The sequence below is a fragment of the Streptomyces kurssanovii genome, from assembly GCF_040677245.1.
Lineage (GTDB): Bacteria > Actinomycetota > Actinomycetes > Streptomycetales > Streptomycetaceae > Streptomyces > Streptomyces kurssanovii.
This window is the reverse complement of the sequence record NZ_JBFAQK010000021.1, coordinates 96,591-120,831: the sequence shown is the minus strand read 5'-3', so window position 1 is coordinate 120,831 and position 24,241 is coordinate 96,591. Positions and strand designations below refer to the sequence as shown.

Annotated in this window: 20 protein-coding genes; 10 read left to right on the top strand and 10 right to left on the bottom strand. The window is 72.6% G+C overall.

Annotated features, from left to right (window positions below; genetic code table 11):
- Positions 1-145: 145 nt before the first annotated feature.
- From AB0K36_RS17525 to AB0K36_RS17510, 4 genes are all read right to left on the bottom strand, one after another.
- Positions 146-562: a DUF2795 domain-containing protein gene (locus AB0K36_RS17525; RefSeq protein ID WP_364594702.1), complete on the bottom strand. Its 417-nt coding sequence runs from the start codon at positions 560-562 to the stop codon at positions 146-148.
- Positions 563-651: 89 nt separating this feature from the next.
- Positions 652-1,803, bottom strand: a complete 1,152-nt coding sequence (locus AB0K36_RS17520) for an acetate/propionate family kinase (RefSeq protein WP_435877879.1) — start codon at positions 1,801-1,803, stop codon at positions 652-654.
- The gene (locus AB0K36_RS17515) at positions 1,785-4,112 is read right to left on the bottom strand and encodes a phosphoketolase family protein (protein WP_364594700.1); all 2,328 of its coding nucleotides are present in this window, start codon (positions 4,110-4,112) and stop codon (positions 1,785-1,787) included. The genes AB0K36_RS17520 and AB0K36_RS17515 overlap by 19 nt, the downstream gene beginning before the upstream one ends.
- A gap of 4 nt (positions 4,113-4,116) precedes the next feature.
- Entirely contained in the window at positions 4,117-4,725 is a 609-nt protein-coding gene (locus tag AB0K36_RS17510) for a flavodoxin family protein (RefSeq protein ID WP_364594697.1), read from the bottom strand.
- Between the two features lie 149 nt (positions 4,726-4,874).
- Here AB0K36_RS17510 and AB0K36_RS17505 point away from each other — a divergent pair, with 149 nt between their 5' ends.
- Together AB0K36_RS17505 and AB0K36_RS17500 are read left to right on the top strand one after the other, a co-directional pair.
- Entirely contained in the window at positions 4,875-6,716 is a 1,842-nt protein-coding gene (locus tag AB0K36_RS17505) for a thiamine pyrophosphate-requiring protein (protein ID WP_364594694.1), read from the top strand.
- Between the two features lie 76 nt (positions 6,717-6,792).
- Positions 6,793-7,905 carry a carboxylate-amine ligase gene (locus tag AB0K36_RS17500; protein ID WP_364594691.1) on the top strand — a complete coding sequence of 371 codons (1,113 nt, stop codon included), beginning with the start codon at positions 6,793-6,795 and terminating at the stop codon, positions 7,903-7,905.
- On the opposite strand, the gene AB0K36_RS17495 is transcribed toward AB0K36_RS17500, so the two are convergent.
- Positions 7,892-8,656, bottom strand: coding sequence for a 2OG-Fe dioxygenase family protein (locus AB0K36_RS17495; RefSeq protein ID WP_364594688.1), 765 nt, complete (start codon positions 8,654-8,656; stop codon positions 7,892-7,894). The two genes, AB0K36_RS17500 and AB0K36_RS17495, sit on opposite strands and share 14 nt — an antisense overlap.
- A gap of 232 nt (positions 8,657-8,888) precedes the next feature.
- On the opposite strand from AB0K36_RS17495, the gene AB0K36_RS17490 reads away from it, so the two are divergent.
- A complete protein-coding gene (locus AB0K36_RS17490) occupies positions 8,889-9,056 on the top strand; it encodes a hypothetical protein (RefSeq protein WP_364594685.1) in 168 nt (55 codons plus the stop codon).
- A gap of 358 nt (positions 9,057-9,414) precedes the next feature.
- On the opposite strand, the gene AB0K36_RS17485 is transcribed toward AB0K36_RS17490, so the two are convergent.
- Together AB0K36_RS17485 and AB0K36_RS17480 are read right to left on the bottom strand one after the other, a co-directional pair.
- On the bottom strand, positions 9,415-11,064 hold the full coding sequence (locus AB0K36_RS17485; protein ID WP_364594682.1) for a hypothetical protein: 1,650 nt from the start codon (positions 11,062-11,064) through the stop codon (positions 9,415-9,417).
- A gap of 170 nt (positions 11,065-11,234) precedes the next feature.
- Complete coding sequence (locus AB0K36_RS17480) at positions 11,235-12,128, bottom strand: SDR family oxidoreductase (RefSeq protein WP_364594679.1); 894 nt, start codon at positions 12,126-12,128, stop codon at positions 11,235-11,237.
- A gap of 201 nt (positions 12,129-12,329) precedes the next feature.
- Between AB0K36_RS17480 and AB0K36_RS17475 the strand changes: the two genes are divergently transcribed.
- The gene (locus AB0K36_RS17475) at positions 12,330-12,803 is read left to right on the top strand and encodes an SRPBCC family protein (protein ID WP_189474407.1); all 474 of its coding nucleotides are present in this window, start codon (positions 12,330-12,332) and stop codon (positions 12,801-12,803) included.
- Positions 12,769-14,421: a phytoene desaturase family protein gene (locus AB0K36_RS17470; RefSeq protein WP_364594676.1), complete on the top strand. Its 1,653-nt coding sequence runs from the start codon at positions 12,769-12,771 to the stop codon at positions 14,419-14,421. The genes AB0K36_RS17475 and AB0K36_RS17470 overlap by 35 nt, the downstream gene beginning before the upstream one ends.
- Positions 14,422-14,423: 2 nt before the next feature.
- Here AB0K36_RS17470 and AB0K36_RS17465 read toward each other — a convergent pair whose 3' ends face one another.
- Positions 14,424-14,810 carry a VOC family protein gene (locus tag AB0K36_RS17465; protein ID WP_364594673.1) on the bottom strand — a complete coding sequence of 129 codons (387 nt, stop codon included), beginning with the start codon at positions 14,808-14,810 and terminating at the stop codon, positions 14,424-14,426.
- 243 nt (positions 14,811-15,053) lie between these two features.
- Here AB0K36_RS17465 and AB0K36_RS17460 point away from each other — a divergent pair, with 243 nt between their 5' ends.
- On the top strand, positions 15,054-17,441 hold the full coding sequence (locus AB0K36_RS17460; protein WP_364594670.1) for an ATP-binding SpoIIE family protein phosphatase: 2,388 nt from the start codon (positions 15,054-15,056) through the stop codon (positions 17,439-17,441).
- Positions 17,442-17,513: 72 nt separating this feature from the next.
- Entirely contained in the window at positions 17,514-18,530 is a 1,017-nt protein-coding gene (locus AB0K36_RS17455; protein ID WP_364594667.1) for a DUF3048 domain-containing protein, read from the top strand.
- 34 nt (positions 18,531-18,564) lie between these two features.
- On the opposite strand, the gene AB0K36_RS17450 is transcribed toward AB0K36_RS17455, so the two are convergent.
- Both AB0K36_RS17450 and AB0K36_RS17445 read right to left on the bottom strand, forming a co-directional pair.
- The gene (locus tag AB0K36_RS17450; RefSeq protein WP_364594664.1) at positions 18,565-19,827 is read right to left on the bottom strand and encodes a Tm-1-like ATP-binding domain-containing protein; all 1,263 of its coding nucleotides are present in this window, start codon (positions 19,825-19,827) and stop codon (positions 18,565-18,567) included.
- A 60-nt stretch (positions 19,828-19,887) separates the two neighbouring features.
- Positions 19,888-20,946, bottom strand: a complete 1,059-nt coding sequence (locus AB0K36_RS17445; protein ID WP_364594661.1) for a LacI family DNA-binding transcriptional regulator — start codon at positions 20,944-20,946, stop codon at positions 19,888-19,890.
- Between the two features lie 219 nt (positions 20,947-21,165).
- Here AB0K36_RS17445 and AB0K36_RS17440 point away from each other — a divergent pair, with 219 nt between their 5' ends.
- From AB0K36_RS17440 to AB0K36_RS17430, 3 genes are read left to right on the top strand one after another with little or no spacing between them, the layout of a single operon-like run.
- On the top strand, positions 21,166-22,407 hold the full coding sequence (locus AB0K36_RS17440; protein ID WP_364594714.1) for an ABC transporter substrate-binding protein: 1,242 nt from the start codon (positions 21,166-21,168) through the stop codon (positions 22,405-22,407).
- Positions 22,408-22,409: 2 nt separating this feature from the next.
- Entirely contained in the window at positions 22,410-23,369 is a 960-nt protein-coding gene (locus AB0K36_RS17435) for a carbohydrate ABC transporter permease (RefSeq protein ID WP_364594658.1), read from the top strand.
- 4 nt (positions 23,370-23,373) lie between these two features.
- Complete coding sequence (locus tag AB0K36_RS17430) at positions 23,374-24,240, top strand: carbohydrate ABC transporter permease (RefSeq protein ID WP_364594655.1); 867 nt, start codon at positions 23,374-23,376, stop codon at positions 24,238-24,240.
- The last annotated feature ends 1 nt before the right edge of the window (position 24,241 follow it).

Sequence of the window (24,241 nt, the reverse complement as noted above, 5' to 3'; positions counted from 1 at the left end):
TTTCCCTCCCCGACCCTCTCCCGATCCCCGCCCGCAGGGCGGTACGGGTCCGGGCGGAGCCCGGTTCGGGAAGGGGCGGGGTGGGGAAACGCCCCGCGCAGCGGACCCGCACCGCAGCGCGCCCCCGCCCCCGCCCCGGAAGCCGTCAGCCTCCCCCCGCACCCCCCAGCGCCTTCACGATCTCGTCCGCGTTGCGGTACGTGCCGTCTTCCGGGAGGCCGCGGGCCTGCTCCACGACCGGGTCGGGGGCGTGGTGTTCCTCCAGGGCGCGCAGGACCGCGGCGCGGTCCGCCGGGAACGACGTGCGGTCCAGGTGGCGGGCCAGTTCGAGCCGCAAGGCCTCGGCATCGGTCTCCGCGCGTGCCCGGTCGCGTTCCTCACCGGGCGGCGGGACGGGTCCTGACGTGCCGACCCGGACGTCGTCGTCCGCGGCGGGCTCAGGGTCGTTGGCCTCCTCGACGTGGGTGTGCTGCCCGGACCGGAGGTATCCCTCCAGCTCGTGCTTCATCTCGTCGTCCTTGCGTGGGCTGACGGGATTGCTGCCTCGCTCGATGTGCCCCATGTCAGGAGCACCTCCTTCGTGCGTCCGTACGTCCGTGCAAGTCGCGCCGGACGGTTACCCGAAGGGGGCGGGATGACACGAAACGGGCGCTATTTTTGACCGGCGTGACGCGTGAGCAGCGATCGGGTCTCCAGCGCGACCCGCTGCCCCTCGCCGGTCGGTACGACCAGCACCGGGACCGTCGCACCGGCCGGGCTGACGATCGTGTCCTCCTCCACGTTCACCGGCCGCAGGCCGCCCGTGACGCCGAGTACGCCCAGACCCGCGCAGACCGCCTCGCGCACCTCCGGCTGGTCGCAGCCGATCTCGCCGGTGAAGACGAGCGCGTCGAGCCGGTCCAGCGACGCGGCGCAGCCGGCGACGCCGCGCCGGACGCCCAGGGTGAAGACGTCGAGGGCCAGCGCGGCCCGCCGGTCGCCGCGGGCCGCCGACCGTACGAGGTCCCGGGTGTCGCCGGACGTGCCGGAAAGGCCCAGCAGGCCGGAGCCCCGGTTCAGGGTCTCCGTGATCTCCTCGGGTGCCATTCCGGCCGATGTCTGGAGCCACAGCAGCAGTCCCGGGTCGACGCTGCCGCTGCGTCTGCTCATCACCATGCCTTCGAGCGGGGTGAACCCCATGGTGGTGTCGACGCTGCGGCCTTCGCGCACCGCGCACGCCGAGCAGCCGCCGCCCAGGTGCGTGATCACGACGTGGAGGTCGCGGGGAGGCCGGCCCAGCAGGGCCGCGGCACGGTCGAGGGCCCATGCGTACGAGAGGCCGTGGAAGCCGTATCGGTGCAGCCCGTGCCGCTCCGTCCACTCCTGGGGCAGTCCGTAGGTGCGGGCCGGCTCGGGCAGACCGGCGTGGAACGCGGTGTCGAAGCACACCACGTGCGCGGCGTCCGGCAGCAGCCGCCGGGTCGCGTCGAGGGCGGTGAGAGCGGGCGGCACGTGAAGGGGCGCCAGGTCCGCGGCCCGGTCGAGCTCCGCCCGCACCGTGTCGTCGACGAGCGTGGGGCCGAGCAGCCGGGGGCCGCCGTGGACGAGGCGGTGGCCGGTCGCCGCCACCGGCGGGGCTTGGCGCAGCAGCTCCTCGATCACCTGCCGCGTCCCGCTTCCCGGGGCTTCCGTCTCGTGCCGTGCGGCCAGTTCCCGTCCTTCGCCGTCGACCACGGTCAGGTGGAGGCTTGAGGACCCGGCGTCGACGACGAGCAGATTCGGGGTGGTCGTGGTGCCGGCGTCCGTCATCGTCCCCACGTCCATTCGGTGATCTCGGCCGGGTCGACCCCCGTGCGCCGCAGTTCCTCACGGAGCCGGTCCCGGTGGAGCGCGTAGCGCGCCGCCAGATCACCCGCGGCCGCCGGCCGGCCGCGCAGATGCCGCAGTGCCGTGATCGCCAGGTCGTGTCGGGATACGCCGTTGCTCGCCAGCAGGTCGTACGGAGTGGTCGTGGTGCCCTCCTCGACGTAGCCGCGCACATGGAACCGGCCGGGATCGGGACGGCCGTGCAGCAGCTGGTGCACGGCTGAGGGGTAGCCGTGGAAGTCGACGACGACGGGGAGTCGCGTACCGAACAGGGCGTCGAAGTCGGCGTCGTTCATGCCGTGCGGATGACGGTCCGGCGGCGCGAGCGCGCAGAGGTCGACGATGTTCACGACCCGGATGCGCGCCTGCGGCAGGTCGCGTCGCAGCAGTTGGGCCGCGGCGAGGGTCTCGACGGTGGGAATGCCGCCCGCGCACGCCAGGACGAGCTCGGGGTCCTCGCCGTCGTCCGTCGACGCCCACCGCCAGACCGATGCGCCCGCCTCACAGTGCGCGCGGGCCTCGTCCAGGGTGAGCCACTGCGCCGTCGGCTGCTTGCCCGCGACCACCAGGTTGATCCGGCCGGTGTCGGCGAGCACCCGCTCCATGGCGACCAGCAGGGTGTTCGCGTCGGGCGGCAGAAGGACACCGGTGACGGTGCTCTTCTTCGTGAGCAGGTTGTTGATGAAGCCCGGCCCCTGGTGGCTGTAGCCGTTGTGCTCCTGCCGCCAACCCTCGCTGGTGAGGAGGTAGTTGAGGCTGCTGACGGGTGCTCTCCAGGGCACCTCGCGGGACATCTTCAGCCACTTCGCGTACTGGTTGAGCATGCTGTCGACGACGGACGCGAACGCCTCGTACGTCGGGAACAGCCCGTGCCGCCCGGTCTGCAGATAACCCTGGAGCCAGCCCTGGCAGTTGTGCTCCGAGAGGATCTCCAGCACCCGGCCGTCGGGGGTGAGGTCCTCGGCGTACTCCTCGACGGGCCACACATATCCGCGGCCGGTCGCCTTCAGCACACCGTCCAGCTTGTTGGAGGCCAGCTCGTCGGGGGACATGATGCGGAAGTCGCGGGCGGCGGCGGTCCTTCGCATGATCTCGGTCAGCCAGTCCGCCAGCACCTCGTTGGGGCTCGCCTTCGCCGAGCCGGGACCGTCCGGGACGTCGACGGCGTACGGCTCGAGCGGCGGCAGATCGAGCGGCCGCCGCAGCCGCCCCCCGTCGCCCGCCGCCTGCATGCCGATGCGCCGCCCGCCGGACGGGCAGGCTTCGAGCACCTCCGCGACCGGCCGGCCCTCCTCGTCGAACAGTTCATCCGGGCGGTACGAGCGCAGCCATGCCTCCAGCGCGGCAAGCTGCTCGGGGTCGTCGTGGACGCCGTCCAACGGCACCTGGTGCGCGTGGAAGGTCCCCTCGATGCGCTTCCCGCCGACCTCGGCCGGCGCTCCCTGTCCCTTGAGGCTGCGCAGCACGATCATCGGCCACGCGGGGCGCTCGAGGACCCGTCCCGTGCGGGCCCGTCCCTGGATGTCCCGGATGCCGGTGTGCGCCGCGCGCACCGCCGCCGCGACCGGTTCGCCGTCCGGGTCGTCCGTCACGTCGACGATGCGCGGGTCCCAGCCGTACCCACGGAACAGCGACGTCAGTTCGTCGTCGGACATGCTCGCGAACACGGTGGGCGAGGAGATCTTGTAGCCGTTGAGATGCAGCACCGGCAGTACGGCCCCGCAGGTCACCGGGTCGAGATACTTCGACGAGTGCCAGGCGCCGGCGGTCGGGCCCGTCTCGGCCTCGCCGTCCCCGACGACGCACGCCACCAGCCGGCCGGGTGCGTCGAACGCGGCGCCGAACGCGGTGGACAGGGCGTAGCCCAGCTCGCCGCCCTCGTGGAGGGTGCCGGGCACCGCGGGGGAGAGGTGGCTGGGGAAGCCGTCGGGAGCGCAGTAGCGCCGGGCCAGCTCGGTCAGCCCGGCCTCGGTCCTGGCCAGCGCGGGGTCGTAGTGCTCGTGCGTGCCCTCGAGCCACAGACCGGCGTGGTTGGCGGGTGCGCCGTGCCCCGGCCCGGTGACGAGGAGGACGTCGGCGTCCCGCTCGCGGATCAGGGTGTTGAGCGCGGAGTACACCATCGTGATGCCGGGACAGGAGCCCCAGTGTCCGAGGAGCCGGGGCTTCAGGTGCTCGGGCCGCAGCGGCTCACGCAGCAGCACATTGTCACGCAGGAAGATCAGCGCGGCGGACACGTAGTCCGCCGCCCGCCGGTAGGTCCGTGTCATGGTCCTACTCCGGCGGGGCGCCCAGCGGATTCGCCGCCAGCGCCTTCGCGGTGCCGAAGAGGTTGGCCGCCATCGCGCGACCGGTCTTGTGCGACCAGTCGCGCCCCCGCTCGTCGTCGAGGTAGTCGGGGCCCGGCCCCGGTCCGAGGTGCCAGTACGTCCAGGCCTGACCGGGAATGGTGTAGCCGATGTCGGCCAGCGCGCCGGAGATCTCGCTGATCACATGGTGCGCGCCGTCCTCGTTGCCGGTGACCACCACTCCGGCGACCTTGTTGTAGGCGACGGGGCGGCCCTCGTCGTCGGTCTCGGAGAGCATCGCGTCCATGCGCTCGAGCACACGCTGGGCGACGGAGGAGGGACGCCCGAGCCAGGTCGGCGACGCGACGACGAGGATGTCCGACTCCATCAGCTTCCCGTGCACCTGCGGCCACTGGTCGCCGGGGCCCACGGCCTCGCTCACCACCCCCGGACGGATGTCCATGTCCACCGCCCGGACGAACTCCACGTCGGCCCCGTACTTCTCGAGTTGACCCGCGACGACCGTCGCCAGCGCATGGGTGTTGGAGGGCTCGGGGGACGTCTTGAGCGTGCAGTTGATCACCAGTGCCTTCATGGGGACACCGGTACCCGGTCAGGCCACGGGCACGCCGGGCACCGCGCCGTTCGGGTGACGGCGCGAGGTTTCCCCCGGCGCCCGCACGGTTACCCAGGAACAGGCCGGGACAGCGGCGCACTCTGCACAGTGAGGAGCGGAACACCGACATGGCCAGTACGAAAGTGTCCGACCACATCCTCCAGCGGCTGCGCGAATGGGACGTCACCCATGTCTTCTCGTATGCGGGCGACGGCATCAACGGGCTCCTCGCCGCGTGGGGACGCGCGGACAACAAGCCCAAGTTCGTGCAGTCCCGCCACGAGGAGATGTCGGCGTTCCAGGCCGTCGGCTACGCCAAGTTCTCCGGGAAGGTCGGCGTCTGCGCCGCCACCTCGGGACCGGGGGCGATCCATCTGCTCAACGGGCTCTACGACGCGAAGCTCGACCACGTCCCGGTGGTGGCGCTCGTCGGGCAGACCAACCGCAGCGCCATGGGCGGGTCGTACCAGCAGGAGGTCGACCTGCAGAACCTCTTCAAGGACGTCGCGTCCGACTTCTGCGAGACCGCGATGGTCCCGGAGCAGCTGCCCAACCTCATCGACCGGGCGATGCGCACGGCCTACGCGCGGCGCACCGTCACAGCGGTCATCATCCCCGCCGACGTGCAGGAACTGGACTACAGCCCGCCCAAGCACGCCTTCAAGATGGTGCCCTCCAGCATGGGCATCGGGCGGTACGCGCCCGTGCCCGTGGACGAGGACGTGGAGCGGGCCGCCGAGATCCTCAACGCGGGGGAGAAGGTGGCCGTGCTCGTCGGCCAGGGAGCCCGCGGAGCCCGCGCCGAGGTCGAACGGCTGGCCGACGTCCTCGGCGCCGGCGTCGCCAAGGCGCTGCTCGGCAAGGACGTCCTCCCCGACGACCTGCCCTATGTCACCGGCTCGATCGGCCTGCTCGGCACCCGGCCCTCCTACGAGATGATGCAGGGCTGCGACACCCTGCTGATGATCGGATCCAGCTTCCCGTACACCCAGTTCATGCCCGAGCTCGACCAGGCGAGGGCCGTGCAGATCGACATCGACCCGCACATGATCGGGCTGCGTTACCCCTTCGAGGTGAACCTCGTCGGTGACGCCCGCGAGACGCTGCGGCGGCTCCTGCCACGACTGCACCGCAAGGAGAGCCGCGCCTGGCGCGACGGGATCGAGCAGAGCGTCGACCGCTGGTGGGAGGTCATGCAGCGCAGGGCCGCCGTCGACGCCGACCCGGTCAACCCCGAGTACGTCGTCCACGCCCTGGACGGGCTGCTCCCCGACGACGCGATCGTCACCGCGGACTCCGGCTCCGCCGCGAACTGGTACGCCCGCCACCTGCGGCTCCGCGGCCGGATGCGCGGCTCGCTGTCCGGGACGCTCGCCACGATGGGTCCCGGCGTCCCGTACGCCATCGGCGCCAAGTTCGCCCACCCGGACCGCCCGGCGATCGCGCTGGTCGGCGACGGCGCGATGCAGATGAACGGGATGATGGAGATGGTCACCGCGGCGAAGTACCACCGCGAGTGGTCCGACCCGCGGCTGATCGTGGCCGTGCTGAACAACGGCGACCTCAACCAGGTCACCTGGGAGATGCGGGCCATGTCCGGTGCCCCGCAGTTCGAGGAGTCGCAGTCCATCCCGGACCTGCCCTACGCCGACATCGCCGAACGGATGGGGCTGCAGGGCGTCCGCGTCGAGAAGCCCAAGCACGTCGAGTCCGCCTGGAAGCAGGCCCTCGCCGCCGACCGGCCCTTCGTCATCGACTTCCGTACCGACCCCGCCGTGCCGCCGATCCCGCCCCACGCCTCGCTCGACCAGATCGAGGCCGCCGCGTCCGCGATCCTGCGTGGTGACAGCGACCGCGGATCGATGATCCGGCAGGGCTTCAAGGCCAAGGTGCAGGAGTTCCTTCCCGGCACCCGGCACCGCGGGGACCGGCCCGGCGCGACGAAGGACAGCGCCGACGACGACAGGTGACGGCCCTTCACAGGGTGCCGCAGACCCGGATGTTTTCCCGTTCGCGCACCGGCCGCCACCGGAGGATCGTGGGGAGATGACCACCACCATCGGAGCGGAGGAGGAGTTCTTCCTCGTCCGGGCCGACGACCGGTCCGTCGAACCGGCGGGCGGCCGTGTCGTGGCCCGCGCCCGCCGCACCGTCGGCGACCTGGTGTCCGGCGAGTTCCACGAGGGCCAGCTCGAGGTGCGCACCCCGCCGTGCGAGGACGCCGGCGAACTGCACCGGCACCTCGCGGCGGTACGGAAGGCGGCCGGTGAGGCCTGCGGTGCGGAGGGGCTCGGTCTGTGCGCCACGGGCACGCCGGTCATCGGTGGCGCGGGAGCCCGCGTCCTGGGCGACCACCCCCGCTACCGGGCAGGGGTGCGCCAGTTCGGGACCATGCTCGACGACTTCACCGTCTGCTCCGTCCATGTGCATGTGCATGTGCCGGACCGGGAGGTCGCCGTGCTGACGGCCAACCATCTGCGTCCCTGGCTTCCCCTGCTGGTCGCCATGAGCGCCAACTCGCCTTTCTTCGAAGGCCGCGACACCGGCTACGCGAGCTGGCGGACCGTCGTCCGGGGCCGCTTCCCGGCGCTCAGCGCCCCGCCGTACGTCGATTCGCTCGCCCACTACCGACGCCTGACCGCCGCCCTGGAGGAGTCCGAGGCGATGCTCGACGCGAACATCCCGTTCTGGGACGTCCGGCCCAATCCCCGCGTGCCGACGCTGGAGATCCGCGTCATGGACGTGCCGTCGGACGTGGCGGACACCGCCGCGCTCACCGCCCTCGTCAGAGCGCTGGTCCTCGACGGTGCCGAACGGGTCCGGCGCGGCGACAAGGGGCCGCGCACCTGCGGCGAACTGCTGCGCGCCGCCTACTGGCGGGCCGCCCGCGACGGCTGGCCGGGCAGCGGCGTCGACGCGCTCACCGAACGCGTGCTGCCGTTCGCCGTCCAGGCGGCGCGGTTGGTGGACCGGGTACGGCCGCGGCTGGAGGAGTGCGGTGACGTCGAGCGGGTCGCCGCGTTCCTGCGGCGGCTGGACGAGCACGGGTGCGGCGCGCAGCGGCAGCGGGCGTCGTGGAGCCGCCGCTCACGGCCTGCCGATGTCGTCGACGACCTCGTCGCCGCCACCGCGGGGACAGGCCCGGTCAGCCCGGCGTGAGGGTCGTCACCAGGACGTCGCGGTGGGCCGGCAGGGCGGTGTCGACCGGCCGGATGGGCGACACGCCGTGCAGGGTGCCGCGGTCGTCGGAGACCAGCAGGCTCGCCGGCTCGTGCAGCGTGGCCGACAGGATCTCGTCGCCCTCGGGTCCGTAGACCCTGCTTTCGCCTCCGGTCGCGTTGTCGCGGCCGATGAGCAGCGAGGACACCAGGGTGACGCCGTCCCGGTGCCTGCCCTCCGGTGTCGGCTCCCCTCCGCCCTCCGCCGTGGCGACGACCCGGAAGGGATGGACCTTGACGCTCCACCACTCGGCCACGTCCAGCGCGCCCGCCACCCTGCCCAGCAGACCGAGGACCCGGCGCAGCACCGGATCGGCCACGAAGGCGCCGGTCAGCGGATCGAAGTGGCGGTCCACCGACTCGTAGAGCGGATTGGTGTTGTCGGGCTGGACGAACACGGTGTGGGGCAGCAGCCGTAGTTCCCCGGTCACGGGCGAGAGGGAGAAGTGTCCGTAGCGCCGCAGTCTGCGGGTGCCGCGCCGGGCCGCGTACTCGTCTTCCGTCAGGTCCTGCCAGTGGGCCGCGAAGTGCGCCCAGGACGTGGTGTCGGCACCCAGGCACGTCAGCACGTCGGCCGGGGGCATGAGGTACGCGCCGGTGCCGGCCAGTGCGGTGCGGGCCGCCTCCTCGGCGGACCGCGCGGCGGCCGCGTTCTCGTCCGCGGGGTCGAGGAAACCGGTGTCGGTGTCCACGGTCTGCCACCGCCCTTTCTCCGGTGGGGGTGAGATCTCGGGCTCAAGCCATCATCGGGCGGCCCCGCACGGGGCGCACGTCCGCACGATGGAGGTGGCCGGATCGTGGGCAGCGCGGCTCATGATTGGCACCCCTCCGGCCGGGAACCCGGCGAGCTGTACGGCACGGCGGATCCGGTGCCGGGTCCGGCACAGGCACGCACATCCGGCTCCGACGGTGAGGAAGTGGGCCATGAGCGAGCAGACACCCTCCCAGGCGGAGGGCGAACGGGAAGAGGACGAGGTCCGCGCGAACTTCCCGCGCAGCACGCCGTCCCAGGCGGAGGGGGAACGGGAAGAGGAGCCCGAACCGCGGACGGAGGACACGCCCGCCCAGGACCGGAGCGGCCCCAAGGACTGACGGCCGGGAGGACTGGCGACCGGGACCCGTACGGACCGACGGCCGCGGCCCTCCCCGGCGCGGCCCGTCCCAGGGTGCCCGGCGCGTTCCGGACGCGGCTTCGGCGTGGCCCAGGGGCCTTCGAGCGACCTTGGCGTGGGCCTGCCCGGCGTGGCCGACGAAGCTCCGGGCCGGCCTTGGCGTTGCCCCCGCGCCTTCGTCCGACGTCGGCATGGTCTCTCCGGAGTTGTGGCGCGGCCTCGGCGAGGCCCCCGACCGCCGACTGTCCCAGGCCCGCGGCGGTGGAACGCCGCGAGCCTTCCGCACGGTCGGCCGGGGCCGGCGTCGCGGAAGGCTGGCGTGGGGAGGGCGTCGGGTGTCAGCTGTTGTGCGTGGCACCCGCGGCAGGCTGACGGCGTCGGAGCAGTACGGACCCGGCGAGGAACGCGCATGCCCCGGCGCACAGGACCGCGCCCGCTCTGGCCCAGCCGAACGAGTTGCCCAGGCTGCTCTGCAGCAGATTCATGGTCCCGACGCCCGCGAGCGCGTGCAGCGCGGCGACGCCGACCGCCAGGCCGGCGGCGGCCGCCCAGACCAGCGCGGTGTCACGCACCGCGAGCCATACGGCGACGATCAGGCAGAGCACCGTGACGGCGATCGAGAGCGTCTCGGCGTAGCCGCCGGAACGCAGGCCCGCCACGTCGGTGGGCAGATGGATGACGCCGCACGCGAAGAGAACGACGGCGGCGGGCCAGCGCAGTCCCGAACGCATGGCCGGTGAGACGGTGTGGCCGTCCGGGCCGGCGGCCAGGGCGCCGTTCAGCGCCGCCATGGGCCACGGTGTCTTCTTCGACGGCCGTGTGTCGGCGGCCGCGGGGGCCTGCGGCTCGGCGGGGGCCTCGTGCCGGGCGACGTCTTCCCCGGCGGGCGGCGAGGGATCGTCACCCGTGGCCGCCTCGTTCGCGGCCGACCGCCATTCACTGGCGTCGGTGCCGATCATGTTCACCAGCTGTACGACGTCCTCGATGGGCCGGCCGACCGCGGCGGCGCGCAGCGTGGTGTCCGCCTCGTGCAGAGGATGGGGGTACTCGTTGAGCAGGGCGACCAGCTGCCTGACCTCCTCGAGCGGGCGGGAGACCGCCGCCGCGCGCAGGGCCAGGTCACCGGGGCTGTCGACCTCTCCGGTCCGCTTCAGCCGGCTCACCAGGGCGGCGACCTCGGCCACCGGGCGCTCGGTGGCGGCCGTCCACAGCAGCGTGTGGATGGGCTGCTCGCTGTCGTTGGCCGCCGCCTCCTCCGGGGGATCGGCGGCACAGGCCCGGGCGGCGTCGCCGGCGGGGTGCTCGCCGAGGGACCCGTTCGCCGGGGCCTGGCCGGGCCCCTGGACCGGCGTCTCCTTGCGGAGCGGGCTCGGGTCCTCGATCGCGTCGCGGACCGGCGTCGGCGCGTCGGCGACGTCCTTGGCGGCGGCGTCCTCGACGACCGGGTCCTTGGCGGCCGCCGTTGCCGGCCTCCAGGCGTAGACGGCGCTGCGCACGGGGCCCGGCTTGTCGACCGGCGCGGCTATCGGGGCCCGCCTGTCGTCCGGGTCGCCGGACGGGGCCGGGTGATCGGCCGTGTCCGGCCAGGGCGCCGGGGCGCCCGCGTCGGCCTGGGGTACCCGCGGCTTTCCGGCCGGGGTGCGCACGGGGGCCGGTTCCTGTGCCGGGGCCGGCCTGGGACTCTCCGGCCCACCGGCACCCGTGACCGTGCTCGTACCTGTGCCCGTGACCGGTGCCGTCCCGCGGAGGGGGGTCGGCTCCTCGGGAAGCAGCGGCGTCCCGGGCTCCGGGTGGACGGGGTCGAGGGGGCCGGGGGGAACCGCGGCAGCGGGGAAGACCGGCGGGTGGGAAGGGATCGGCGGCAGCGGCGGGACCGCGCGGGCCGGGAACGCCGGGGCGGCGTACCCGGCGCCCGTGGTGCCGTCAGGGGGCCGCGGGCGGTCGTCCTGGTAGTCGGACGGGGAATGGGTGTTGGGGTCGGTGCTCATGGCGCGGGCTCCGTTCGCGGAACATCCGGGTAGGCGTACACCGTGTCGTTCGTCGTGCGCCGCCTGAGCGCGCACACTTTGTTACATCTAACGGGCATAACGTGATATTGCGCCATCCGGGAACGCCACCACTGGGCCACCAGGCGGAATCCCCTGTGGAGCCGGGCCGTTCAGCCCTCCGTGTCACCGCTCCCGGACCGGTGCGGCGCGGCCGCCGCGCCGCCGGCGCCCAGCAGCCCGGTCGGTCCGAGTCCGGCCTCGCCCTGGAGACGTCCGAGTTCGCGGCGGGCCCGCAGGGTGACGGGTCCCGGCAGCCACCCCCGTGCCGCCCGTGCCAGACGGAGCCACGGCTGGGCGTACACGGCGGGCGCGCGCCGCTCGATGCCATGGACGAGACGGTCGGCCACGGGCTGCACCGGATGGACCTTCCCGGCCGGCCACGGCAGCGCCGCCCGCAGCTCCCGCATCACCCGGTGCTCGTCCGCGGCCCGGATCATCTCGGTGTCCGTCCAGCTGAGGTAGCCCACCCCCACCCCCACCCCGCGGTGGGCCACCTCGGCCCGGAGCGAGTACGCGAACGCCTCCGCACCCGACTTCGCCGCGCAGTAGGCGGACATCATCGGCGAGGGCGCGATCGCCGCGAGGGAGGAGACCTGCAGGAAGTAGCCCCGGGTGCGCAGCAGGCCGGGGAGGTACGTCCGCGCCGTGAGGCAGGTGCCGAGGAGGTCGACCTCGACGATCCGCCGCCAGGTCGCCGGGTCGGTCTCCAGGAACGGCCCACCCGCCGCCACGCCGGCGTTGGCCACCACGACGGACACGGGCCCGAGGCTCTCCTCCACCAGGGCGGCGGTGCGGGCCATTGCCTGTTCGTCGGTGACGTCGACGGGCCAGTGCGCGGCGCCGGGAAGGCTCGCCGCCACACTCGCGAGCAGCGGTTCCTCCAGGCCGAGCAGGGCGACCCGGGCGCCGCGCCGGGTGAGGGTCCTGGACATGGCCGCCCCGAGGCCCCGGGCCGCGCCGGTCACCACCGCCGTACGGCCGAGAAGGGGAAGCTGCTCGGCCATGGTCGGTCTCCGTCTCGGTCGGCTTCCCTCCCGGTCACCAGACCCGGATACCCCCTTCGAGGTCGTCCATTGGTCCGGTGACGCGCCGCCCTCGCCCGTCGGGAGGCGGCCGGCGCCTCCCCTCCGGCCACGCGGCCATAGATCACCGGGGAAGGGGCACTCGCAGGTCGACGACAGTCTCTTCCAGCCGCTGGAGGACCCATGGCCGTGCACCACCAGCTGATCTGCGAGCCGCCCGCCACCGTGTGGTCGGTGCTCAGTGACCGGGACCGCTACAGCGACTGGGTCGTCGGTACCGACGACAGCCGGCCCGCGTACGGCGACTGGCCGGAGGTCGGGGCGGCCCTCGAGTACACCGTGCGGGTCGGGCCCTGGACCATGCACGGCAGAACGATCGTGCGGCACTGCGAGCCGCCGCGGACACTCGAACTGGAGGCGGAGAGCGGCCGGCTGGGCACGGCGCGGATCGCCATCGACATCCGCCCGTGGGGCGAGGACACCCTGGTCGTGCTGGACGAGCATCCGCTGAGGGGGCCCGGAGGCACCTTCCACAACGCGGCGCTGGATGCGTTCCTGCTGGTGCGCCACCGCCGCATGCTCAGCCGCCTGGCCGACGTCGTCGAGAACTCTGGAGAGCGCGATGCCGGACGCAGTGGTGATCGGAGCAGGGCCTAACGGTCTCGTCGGGGCCAACCTCCTCGCGGACGCCGGCTGGAGCGTCGAGGTCCTCGAGGCGCAGCCGGAACCGGGTGGCGCGGTACGCAGCGACCGGGGCGTGCACCCCGACTTCGTCAGCGACGTGTGCAGCTCGTTCTACCCGCTGGCGGCCGCCTCCCCGGTGATCTCCGGTCTCGGGCTGCAACGCGAGGGGCTGCGCTGGGGCCACGCCCCCCACGTACTGGCCCATCCTCTGGCCGACGGCCGGTGCGCCGTCCTGGAGCGTCGCGCCGAGGACACCGCGGCGGGTCTGGAGACCTTCGCGCCCGGTGACGGCGCGGCGTGGCACGACCTGTACGACGTGTGGGAGCGGCTGCGGCCGGACATGCTCGACCTGCTGTTCACACCGTTCCCGCCGGTGATCCCCTCGATGCGGCTGGCCGCCCGGCTGCGGGCCGGCGGCGGACTGCGGCTGGCGCGGACCCTGCTGCTTCCCGTACGCCGCCTGGGCGAGGAGGAGTTCGGCGGCGAGGCGGGCAGACTGCTGCTCGCGGGCAACGCGCTGCACGCGGATCTGGCGCCGGAGGCGGCCGGCAGCGGGGGCTTCGGCTGGCTGATGTCGATGCTGGGCCAGAGCCACGGCTTTCCCGTGCCCGTCGGCGGCGCGGGCATGCTGACCGAGGCGCTGGTCCGCAGGCTGGAACGCCACGGGGGCGCGGTCAGGTGCGGCCGGCGTGCCGTGGAGGTCGTGGTCCGCGAGGGCCGCGCGGTGGCGGTACGGACGGCGGACGGCGAGTCGGTGCCCGCGCGCCGTGCCGTGCTGGCGGACGTGTCCGTGCCTTCGCTGTACGGGGAGTTGGTCGACGAACGCCACCTGCCGTCCCGGCTCCTGGGCGATCTGCGCCGCTTCCAGTGGGACTTCGCGACCTTCAAGGTCGACTGGGCCCTCAACGGCGCCGTTCCGTGGACCGCCCAGGCCGCGGCCGGCGCCGGGACCGTCCATCTCGCCGACGGCGTCGACGGGCTCACCCGGTTCGCCGCCCAGCTGGCCACGGGGCAGGTGCCCGACCGGCCGTTCCTGCTGTTCGGTCAGATGACCACCGCGGACGCCACCCGTTCCCCGGCGGGCACCGAATCGGCATGGGCGTACACGCACGTGCCCCACCGCACCAAGGGCGACGCGGGCGACGACGGTCTCACGGGCCGCTGGGACCCGCGTGAACGGGAGGCGATGGCCGACCGGATGGAGGAGCAGGTGGAGCGGTACGCGCCCGGCTTCCGTTCCCGGATCATCGCCCGCCGGATCCTCGCCCCGCCGACGCTCGAGGCCCTCGACGCCAACCTGCCGGGTGGTGCCATCAACGGCGGTACCACCGCGCTCCACCAGCAGTTGTTCTTCCGTCCCATGCCCGGCACCGGCCGTCCGGAGACCCCCGTCGAGGGCCTCTATCTGGCCTCCGCGGGGGCGCACCCGGGCGGGGGTGTGCACGGGGCGCCGGGCGCGAACGCGGCGCGGGCCGCGCTGCGGGTGCTGTCCCCGGGCCGGCTGCTGAGCCGGACCCAGCGCGTCCTCGCCCGCCGGGGCCGCGGCGGTGAGCCGCCGGAAACGGGCGGGCGGGAGACGCGAGGGCGGTGAGGTCAGCTGCCGCCGCTGCCGTACGGCCGGGTGATGACCTCCATGCCATGGCCGGCCGGGTCGTGGAAGTACATGCCGCGTCCGCCGTCGTTGTGGTTGATCTCGCCGGGCCGCTTTCCGTGCGGGTCGGCGAAGTAGGTGATGCCCGCGTCCTGGACGCGCCGGAAGACCTGGTCGAACTCTTCCTCGGAGATCAGGAACGCGTAGTGCTGCAACGGGACTTCGTGGTCGACGGTCGCGAAGTCCAGCGTGACGTCGTTGCTGAGGGTGAGGGGGACGAACGGTCCCCACTCCGGGCCGGTCTCGAGCCCCAGGACGTGGGCGAGGAATTCGGCGGACTCCCGGTTGTCCCGGGCCAGAACAATGGTGTGGTTCAGCTCTACTGACACTGTGGAATGCCTCCGTAAGGCAAACTCACGGGCACCTCCATGCCTCACCCGGTCGGTGACCGACACGCGATGCCGTGCCGGTGATCCTAGGACGGGGCACTGTTCGCTGTCACATTCGATTCCGGTCGCCGACGGGCGGCCCCGGACGGTGTGGAGTTCAATGAAGGCGCGGGGTCCGTACGCCTGCCGCACCTGCGGCACAGGACAGGGAGCTCGGGAGCGCCATCTGGGAGTGATCGACGCGTGAGCACCAGCGGCCACATCGTGAACACGGGGTCCGAGCGGCCGGAGGACTCGGCCCTGCTCGTACTCGATCACGTCGGCCGGGTGCTCGCCTGCACCGGCGGCGCCGTGGAGTTGACCGGCCTCTCCGCCGGTGAGCTTCAGGGACGCACCGTCGAGGAACTGCTGACGGACCCCGGCGTCTGGTCCGCGCTGCGGGACCACGACCCCGCCGGGCACTCCCGCTCCGCGCGCACGGCCCTGCTGCACACCGACGGTTCCCGCCGGGTGCAGCTCGACCTCCTGCCGGTGGACGGCCCGCTGACCGCCCGGTATCTGATGCGGCTCGTGCCCGCCGCCGTCGCCGACCGGCGGGAGGAGAACGACGCGCTGCTCCGCGCGCTCTTCTCGCAGACCGGCATCGGTCTCGCCGTCTACGACAGCGAGCTGCGGCTCATCAGAGGCATCTCGCTGCCCAGCGACCCCCGCCCCGCCACCCTGCTCGCGGGCCGCCGACTCGGCGAACTGCTGGTGCCCGAGGACGCGGACGCCCTGGAGGAACGCCTGCACCGGGTCGTGGCCACCGGCGAGCCGTTGATCGACTTCGTCACCACGGCCCGGCTGAGCCAGGCTCCCGAACGTGACCGGATCGTCTCCCTGTCGGCCCTGCGCATGGCCGGCCGGGACGGCGTGGCCCGCGGTGTCGCGGTGACGTTCACGGACGTGACCGAGCAGGAACGGGAACGGAGCCGCGCGTCGCTGGTGGCCACCGCCGCCTCCGCGCTGGGCCGCTCCCTGGAGGTCGGCCGCAACACGCAGGTGCTCGCCGACCTGCTGGTGCCCGCCTTCGCCGACCTGGCCTGCGTCGACATCACGGAGGCCCTGCTCGTCGGCGAGGAGCCGGGGGAGTTCGTCACCGGCGCACCGCTGCGCCGGGTCTCCGCCGTCGCGGGCGGCGGCGAGTGGCCGGACCAGCTGTATCCGCAGGGCTCCGTCATCCGGGTCAAGGCCTACGAGAGCGACCGGCTGCGCGGGGGCTCCGCCGTCATCGTGCCCGACCTCGACGAACTGCGGCCCAGGATCGCCGACGACCCGGAGCGGCAGAGGCTGGTGCTGGCGCCCGGCGCCGCCTCGTACATGGTGGTGCCACTGCAGGCACGCGGCCACGTCCTCGGCGCGGTGTCTCTGTGGCGCTCGCGTGAGCGGGCGCCGTTCGACGCACGGGACGCCGCGGTCGGGGAGGACATCTGCTCCCGCGCGGCCCTCGCCATCGACAACGCCCGCCGCTACACCCGCGAACGACGCACGGCGGAGAGCCTTCAGCGCAGCCTGCTGCCCCGGCCGGTGCTCAAGGTGACCGCGGCGGAGACCGCCGGCGTCTATGTGCCCGGCAGGACGCTGGCCGGCACCGGCGGCAGCTGGTTCGACGTCATCACCCTGTCCTCGAGCCGGGTGGCGTTCGTGGTCGGGAACCTGCGCGGTCACGGCCTCAACGCCGCCGCCGCGATGGGCAGTCTGCGCACGGCGGTGCGCACCCTCGCCGACCTGGACCCGCCGCCCGACGAACTGCTCACCCATCTGGACGACCTGGTGGTGCGGCTCGCCGACGACGAGCAGCCGGGCGAGCCCGAGGGGACCGTCCGGGGCGCCACCTGCCTGTACGCCGTCTACGACCCGGTCAGCGCCCGCGCCCTGATGGCCAGCGCGGGGCACGCGGCGCCGGTGCTGGCCCGGGCCTCCGGGGAGACCGGGCCCGTCGACATGCTTCCCGGCCCGGCGCTGGGGCTCGAGGGCGCTCCCTTCGAACCGGTGGAGGTGGCGCTCTCGCCCGGCGATCTGCTGGCCTTCACCGCGGGATCCCTCTCCGAGGCGCCCGGGTCCGGCGCCGATCACGTGATCGGCCATCTACGGGATGCCCGGGGCACGGGCGACTCGGCAGCCGTGCCCGAGATCGCCCGGGACATGCTGGTGCCCTTTCTGGCGCACCCCCCGGACGACGACGCGGCGCTGCTGCTCGCGCGGGTGTCCGTGTCGCCCGAAGGGTCCGTCGTCGAACGGGAGTTCCCGGCCGACGTGCGGATCGTGGCCGACGCGCGGGCGCTGGTGACCGAGCGGCTCACCGTATGGGGGCTCGACGAGCTGGTGTTCACCACCGAGCTGATCGTCAGCGAACTCCTCACCAACGCGATCCGCTACGCCGGCGGCCCGGTGAGGGTACGGCTCATCAGGGACCAGCGGCTGGTGTGCGAGGTCTCCGACCCGAGCGAGACCCAGCCGCATCTCCGCCGGGCACGGCTGACCGACGAGGGCGGACGCGGACTGTTCCTGATCGCCCAGCTGGCACACCGCTGGGGGAGCAGGAACACGGCCGCCGGCAAGACGATCTGGACGGAGCAGCTGCTGCCCTGAGCGGAACCGGCGCCCGGGGACTGTCCGCGCGGCGCCTGACGTGGTGCACTTGACCCACGGGGAGCGTGGCCGATGAACGCGAGACGCAGACGGGGACGCGAGGACGACCGCAGTGGCCGGCGGGCGCGGAAACGCGCCGTGATCGCCGCATGGACCGCTGCCGCCCTCACCGTGTCGCTCTACGGATGCACCGGCCCGGAGCCCGGCCCGGAGGAGACCTCCACCTCGTCCGCCGCGCGCGGGACGTCGTACTTCACCGGGCTGCCGGCCGAGCAGGGGCCGGTGCTCGCCGTGAAGATCGACAACGTCCGGCCGGCGCGCCCGCACACAGGGCTCGGGTCCGCCGACATCGTCTACGTCGAGCAGGTCGAGTCGGGACTCAGCCGGATACTGGCCGTCTTCTCCTCCCGCCTGCCGCCGCGGATCGGCCCGGTGCGCAGCGCGCGGGAGTCCGATCTCGAGCTGCTGCGGCAGTTCGGCAGGCCGGCGCTCGCGTACTCCGGCGCGCAGTCGGCGCTGCGGCCGCTGATCAAGGCCGCACCCGTCGCCGCGCTGCCCCAGGGGGAGGCGCCCGACGCCTTCGTCCGCTCGGGCGACCGTCCGGCGCCGCACAACCTCTACCTGCGCCCCGAGCGTGCCCTCGCCGCCGCCCGCGACGTGAGTGACGCCTCGGACATCGGCATGCGCTTCGGCGCCGCGCCCGAGGGCGGCCGGCCGCTCGAGGAGCACACCGTGCGCTATCCCTCGGCCCGGTACACCTTCAGCTGGTCGCCGGAGCAGAAGCGGTGGCTGGTGGCGATGGACGGATCCGCCGCGCGGACCACGGACGGGGGACGGCTCGAGGCCTCGACGGTCGTCGTGCAGCACACGGAGGTCAGGCCCTCCACGTTCCGCGACCGCGGTGGCAGCGTGTCGCCGTACACGGAGACGGTCGGCTCGGGCACGGCGCTGGTGCTGCGCGACGGACGTGCCTACGACGCCCGCTGGCAGCGTACGAGTGCGGACGGGGACACCGTCTTCACCGACGCGTCCGGTGAGCGGCTCGCCTTCGCCCCCGGCCAGGTGTGGGTGCTGCTCACCGGCCGGTGAGCGCCCCGCAGCGCCCTGCCGCGTGCCGCACGCGTCAGGCGCGGCCGGCCGGGGCCCCGCCCGCGGTGATCAGGCGGTGCAGGCGGTCCGCCGCGGCCCGGCCGAAAGCCGGGCTGTTGATGTCCGTGTCGTACTCGACCACTTCGACGGCGCTGCCGGAAAGACCGGCGCGCAGGGCGGCGAACAGCGCCTCGTCCAGGGCCGGATCGTGGTACGGGCCGCCCGGCGCGCCGAGCGTCGACAGGCCCCGCAGCGGTACGCACACCTCGGCCGGACCGGTGGCCGCCCGTAGCTTGGCGGCGACGCGGCGCCCGAGCTCCGCACACTCCTCCGCCGTCGTGCGGACCACGGTGATCGACGGGTTGTGCACCTGCACATCGCGTCCGCGCACATGGTGGGGGAGGGTGTCGAGCGGACCGAACTTCACCATGTCGAGGGCTCCCAGGCTCACCACCTGGGGCGTGCCCCGGCGTCCGGCGGCGCTCAGCCGGTCGGGCCCCGCGGTCAGGATCCCGCCGACCAGGTCGTCGGCCAGCTCGCTCAGGGTCAGGTCCAGCACGCCCGCGAACAGCCCCTGCCCGGCCAGCGACTCCAGGGTCCGGCCGCCGGCCCCGCTGACGTGGAACACCAGGACCTCGTAGCCCAGTCCGGTCAGCCGTTCGCGGGCCGCGTCGACACCCGCGGTCGTCACGCCCGCCATGCTCGCGGCTATGAGCGGCCTGCCGCCCGCGGCGAGCTCCGTGGGGAGCAGCGCCTTTCGGTGCGTTTCGAAACCTTTCGCCATGCCGGCCGCCGCGTGGGCGGCGTTCGCCAGTACCGGTGCCAGGACGCTGTTGACGCCGGCGATGTCGACGACGCTGTACATCATGGTGATGTCGGACGCCCCGACATAGGGCGACACATCACCGGCGGCCATCGAGGAGACCATCAACTTCGGTACGGCCAGCGGAAGTTCCCTCATCGCCCTGGTCGCGATCGACGTTCCGCCACTGCCGCCGACGGCGAGCACGGCGTGCAGCCGGCCCTCCTCGTACAGCCGCAGCACGCTCGCGGCGGCCCCGCGGGCCATGGCCGTCACGGCCGTGCCCCGGTCGGCCGCCGCCCGCAGCCCGGCCAGGTCGGCGCCGGCCGCACGGGCCACTTCGGAACGCGGCACGTCGGCCTCGATCCGCGGCTCGCCCACCACGCCGGCGTCGACCACCAGCACCTCGACCCCGGCGGCCAGCAGCCGCTCCCGCAGCCAGCCGTACTCCACACCCTTGGTGTCCAGCGTGCCCACCAGTACAACTGTCGCCATGACACGTACTGTTCGCGGAAATCCGGCGGTCGACAAGAGTGCCTGACCGGTCGTCCCCGATCAGGCGGCGGGCGGTGCCGTGCTGTTGCGGACCACCAGGCTGGTCGCCAGGTCGATCCGGGTCGCGGCCGGCCGCCGGCCGCGGCCGAGGTCCAGCACGAGCCGTGCTGCCGCCTCGGCCATCTCCGTCAGCGGCTGCCGCACGGTGGTGAGCGGCGGGCCCACCCAGCGGGCCAGCGGCAGGTCGTCGAAGCCCACGATGCTCAGGTCCTCGGGGATCCGGACCCCGAGCTCCCGGGCGGCCTCGTAGAGACCGAGGGCCTGAAGGTCGTTGCCGGTGAAGACGGCGGTCGGCGGCTCCGGCAGCCGCAGCAGTTCGAGTCCGGCGGCGTAGCCGGCCTCGTGGTGGAAGTCGCCCTCCCGCACCAGCTCCGCGTCGACCGGTACGCCGGCGCTCTCGAGCGCCGAACGGTAGCCGTCGATGCGGGCGCGGCTGCACATCATCCGCGAAGGGCCGCCGATCACGCCGATGCGTCGGTGGCCGAGCTCGAGCAGATGCCGGGTGGCGGCGAGGCCGCCCTGCCAGTTGGTGGCGCCGACCGAGGGCACGTCGTCACCGGGGTCGCCGGCGGGGTCCACCACGACGAACGGGATGTCGCGGCTGGTCAGCTGGGCGCGCTGGGCCGGGTCGAGGTCGGAGAGGACCAGGATCACCCCGGCGGGGCGGCGGGCGAGGACCCCGTCCACCCACGTCTGGCCGGGCATGAGCCGCCCCGCGCTCTCCGAGAGCACCAGGGACAGGCCCTCCTCCCGGGCCACGTTCTCCACCCCGCGGATGACCTCCATGGCCCAGGAGCTCTCCAGCTCGTGGAAGACGAGGTCGATCATCCGGGACTGCTGCGAGGCGCCGCGCCGCCGGCGGTAGCCGTGGCGGCGCAGCAGCTCCTCCACCCGGGTGCGGGTGGCGGCGGCGACATCGGCTCGCCCGTTGAGGACTTTCGAAACTGTCGGAGCCGACACGCCGGCCGCGCGGGCGATCTCGGCCAGTGTGGCACCGCCCTCGACCGTTTCGTCCGAGGACGGATCCTCCGGTCGGGACTGGACGTCTGCGGGTCTCATGCAGGGATCGTAGCCCGCCGCACGGTGTGCACAAGCTCTGACCACTGATCGCGGAAAGCTTTCGCGGGACCTCTTGACGCGCCGGAAACGCACTCGTACCGTTCCGGCAACATTCGCCAAGCAATTCGAAACATTCGATGAGGGGCAGTTATGGGGTCGGGCTTTCTCCGCAGAGGTACGGGTACGGCCAGATGGACCGCGGCGCTCGCCGCGACGGCGATGGCCGCGGTCCTCGCCGGCTGCGGCTCCGGCAGCGGCACCGGAGCCGCGAACAGCACCATCACCGCCTACGTCTACGGCGACGACGCGGTGAAGGTTCAGCAGGCGGCCGTCGACGAGTTCAACAAGACGTCGGACGTCAAGGTCAAGCTGGTCTCGGTCCCCGGCGCCGAGTACGTCAACAAGCTCCGCACCGCCATGGGCTCGCCCAACGCCCCGGACGTCTTCTTCAACTGGGGCGGCGGCTCCATCAAGCCGTACGTGGACGCCGGCCAGCTCGTCGACCTCTCCCCGCACTTCCAGAAGGACGAGACCCTGCGGCGCGGGTTCCTGCCGTCCGTCGTCGAAGCGGGCAGTCTCGACGGCAAGGTCTACGGCGTGCCCATGCGCGGCATGCAGCCGGTGATGCTCTTCTACAACAAGGCCCTGTTCGCCGAGAACGACCTCCAGCCGCCGAAGACCTGGGACGACCTGCAGAAGGCCATCAGCACCTTCAAGGCGAAGAAGATCACCCCGTTCGCGCTCGGCGGCACGGACGCCTGGACCCAGCTCATGTGGCTCGAGTACCTGCTCGACCGCATCGGCGGCCCCGAGGTCTTCAAGAAGATCCAGAACGGTGACTCCTCCGCCTGGGGCGACCCGGCGGTCCTCAAGGCCGCGCAGACGACCCGGCAGCTCATCGACGACGGCGCGTTCGGCAAGAACTTCAACTCGGTCTCCTACGCCAACGGCGGCGCCCCCGCCCTCTTCGCCCAGGGCAAGGCCGCGATGCACCTGATGGGCTCGTGGGAGTACTCGACCCAACTGGGCAAGGCCCCGGACTTCGCCAAGAAGGACCTCGGCTGGACCGCGTTCCCGACCGTGGCCGGCGGCACCGGTGACCCGGGCAACGTGGTGGGCAATCCCACCAACTACTGGTCGGTCAACGCCCGCACCAAGCACAAGGACGCCGCGATCGACTTCCTGAAGACGATGGCGTCCAAGGAGTACTCGAAGGCCCTCGTCGACAACGGCGACATCCCCACCACCGCCAACGCCTCCCAGCTGCTCGAGACCTCGCCCAACCCCGGGTTCGCCGAGTTCCAGTACAAGATGGTCCAGCTGGCCCCGAGCTTCACGCTCTCCTGGGACCAGGCGCTGGAGGCGAGCAAGGCCACCCCGATGCTCACCGAGATCAACAAGCTGTTCGCGGGCAAGTCCACGCCGGAGCAGTTCGTCGAGGCCCTGAAGGCGCTCAAGTAACCATGACAGACGTTTCCACACCGCTCGAGAAGCAGCGGAGCAGAGCGGCGGCCGCCACGAAGCGCGGCCGCCGCACTGCGGCGGGCCAGGGCTTCGGCCGACCCTCCGTCACCTGGGCGCTGCCCGGCATCCTCTTCTTCGGGCTCTTCGCAATCGTGCCGATGGCGCTGGCCGTCTATCTGTCCTTCTGCTCCTGGGACGGCCTCACCTCGCCGACGCCCGTCGGACTCGACAACTGGACGCGGCTGTTCAAGGATCCGGAATTCCGCCAGGCCGGCTGGCTCAGCCTGCTGCTGACCGTCATCAGCTGGGCCTTCCAGACGCCCATCGCGCTGATGCTGGGCGTATGGGCGGCGGGCCGGCAGCGCAACCGTGCCGTGCTCTCCGCGATCTTCTTCGTCCCCCTGCTGCTGTCCACCACGGCGATCGCGGTGCTCTTCCACTCGCTCCTCGACCCCAACTTCGGTGTGATCAAGGAGATCGGGCCCTGGTTCGGGATCGACCCCAACATCCTGGGCTCGTCCACCGGAGCACTGCTCACCGTGGCCTTCGTCGGCGGCTGGCAGTTCATGCCCTTCCACACCCTGATCTACCAGGGCGGCACCCGGCAGATCCCGCAGGTGCTCTACCAGGCGGCCTCGATCGACGGCGCGGGACCGGTCCGGCAGTTCTTCTCGATCACACTGCCCCAACTGCGCAACACCATCACCACGTCGTCGGTGCTGATGATCGTCGGCTCGCTGACGTACTTCGACACCGTGCTCATCATGACCAAGGGCGGACCCGGCACCGACACCACGATCGTGCCCTACCTGATGTACCGCACCGGTTTCCAGAGCTACGACCTCGGCTACGCCAGCGCCATCGCCACGGCGCTCGTCGTGGTGGCGACCGCCCTGTCCCTGCTGATGGTGAAGTTCAGCGGATTCGGGTCCATGCGCTCCACCAGGGAAGGGATGTGACCGCGTGTCCGCACAGCTGAACACCGCGAGGACCGTGCGCGGGACCCGCCGGCGCCGGCCGAAGGGCAACCCCCTCGTCGGCCTGGGAGCCCTGGCCTGGCTCGTCATCGTGCTGGTGCCGCTCTACACCCTGCTCTCCTCCTCGCTGACCCGGCAGGACCAGGCCCTCAGCGGCAACCCGCTGGCCTTCCCCACCGATCCCACGCTCGAGAACTACAACACCGTGCTCAGCAGCGGCTTCTTCACGCTGCTGATCAACACCGCCGTCGTGGCCGTCGCCACCGTCGCCATCGTGCTGGCGCTCTCCGTGCCGCTCGCCTACGTGGCCGTGCGTACCAGGAGCCGGCTGTCCTCGATGGCCTTCCGGACCTTCCTGCTCGGCGTCGCGATCCCGGCCCAGGCCGTCGTCGTGCCGCTGTACCTCCTCATCGCCGAGATGGGCCTGTACGACTCGCTGGCAGCGGTGATCCTGCCGACCGCCGCGTTCTCGATGCCGGTGGCCGTGCTGGTGCTCACCTCGACCCTCCGTGACATCTCGGAGGAGCTGTACGAGGCGATGGGGCTGGACGGCGCCACACCGCTGCGCATGCTGTGGCAGCTCGCGGTGCCGATGTCGCGGGCGGGCATCAGCACCGTCGCGATCTTCTCGGCGCTGCAGGCGTGGAACGGCTTCCTGTTCCCGCTGATCCTCACCCAGTCCGAGGAGCAGCGTGTGCTCACCCTCGGCCTGTTCAACTTCATGGGCCAGTTCGGGCTCAACGTCCCCGCGCTGCTCGCGGCCGTCGTGCTGTCCGTGATCCCCATCTTCACGGTCTATCTCTTCGCCAGGCGCGCCCTGGTCAACGGCCTGATGGGCGTCGGCGGCAAGTAGC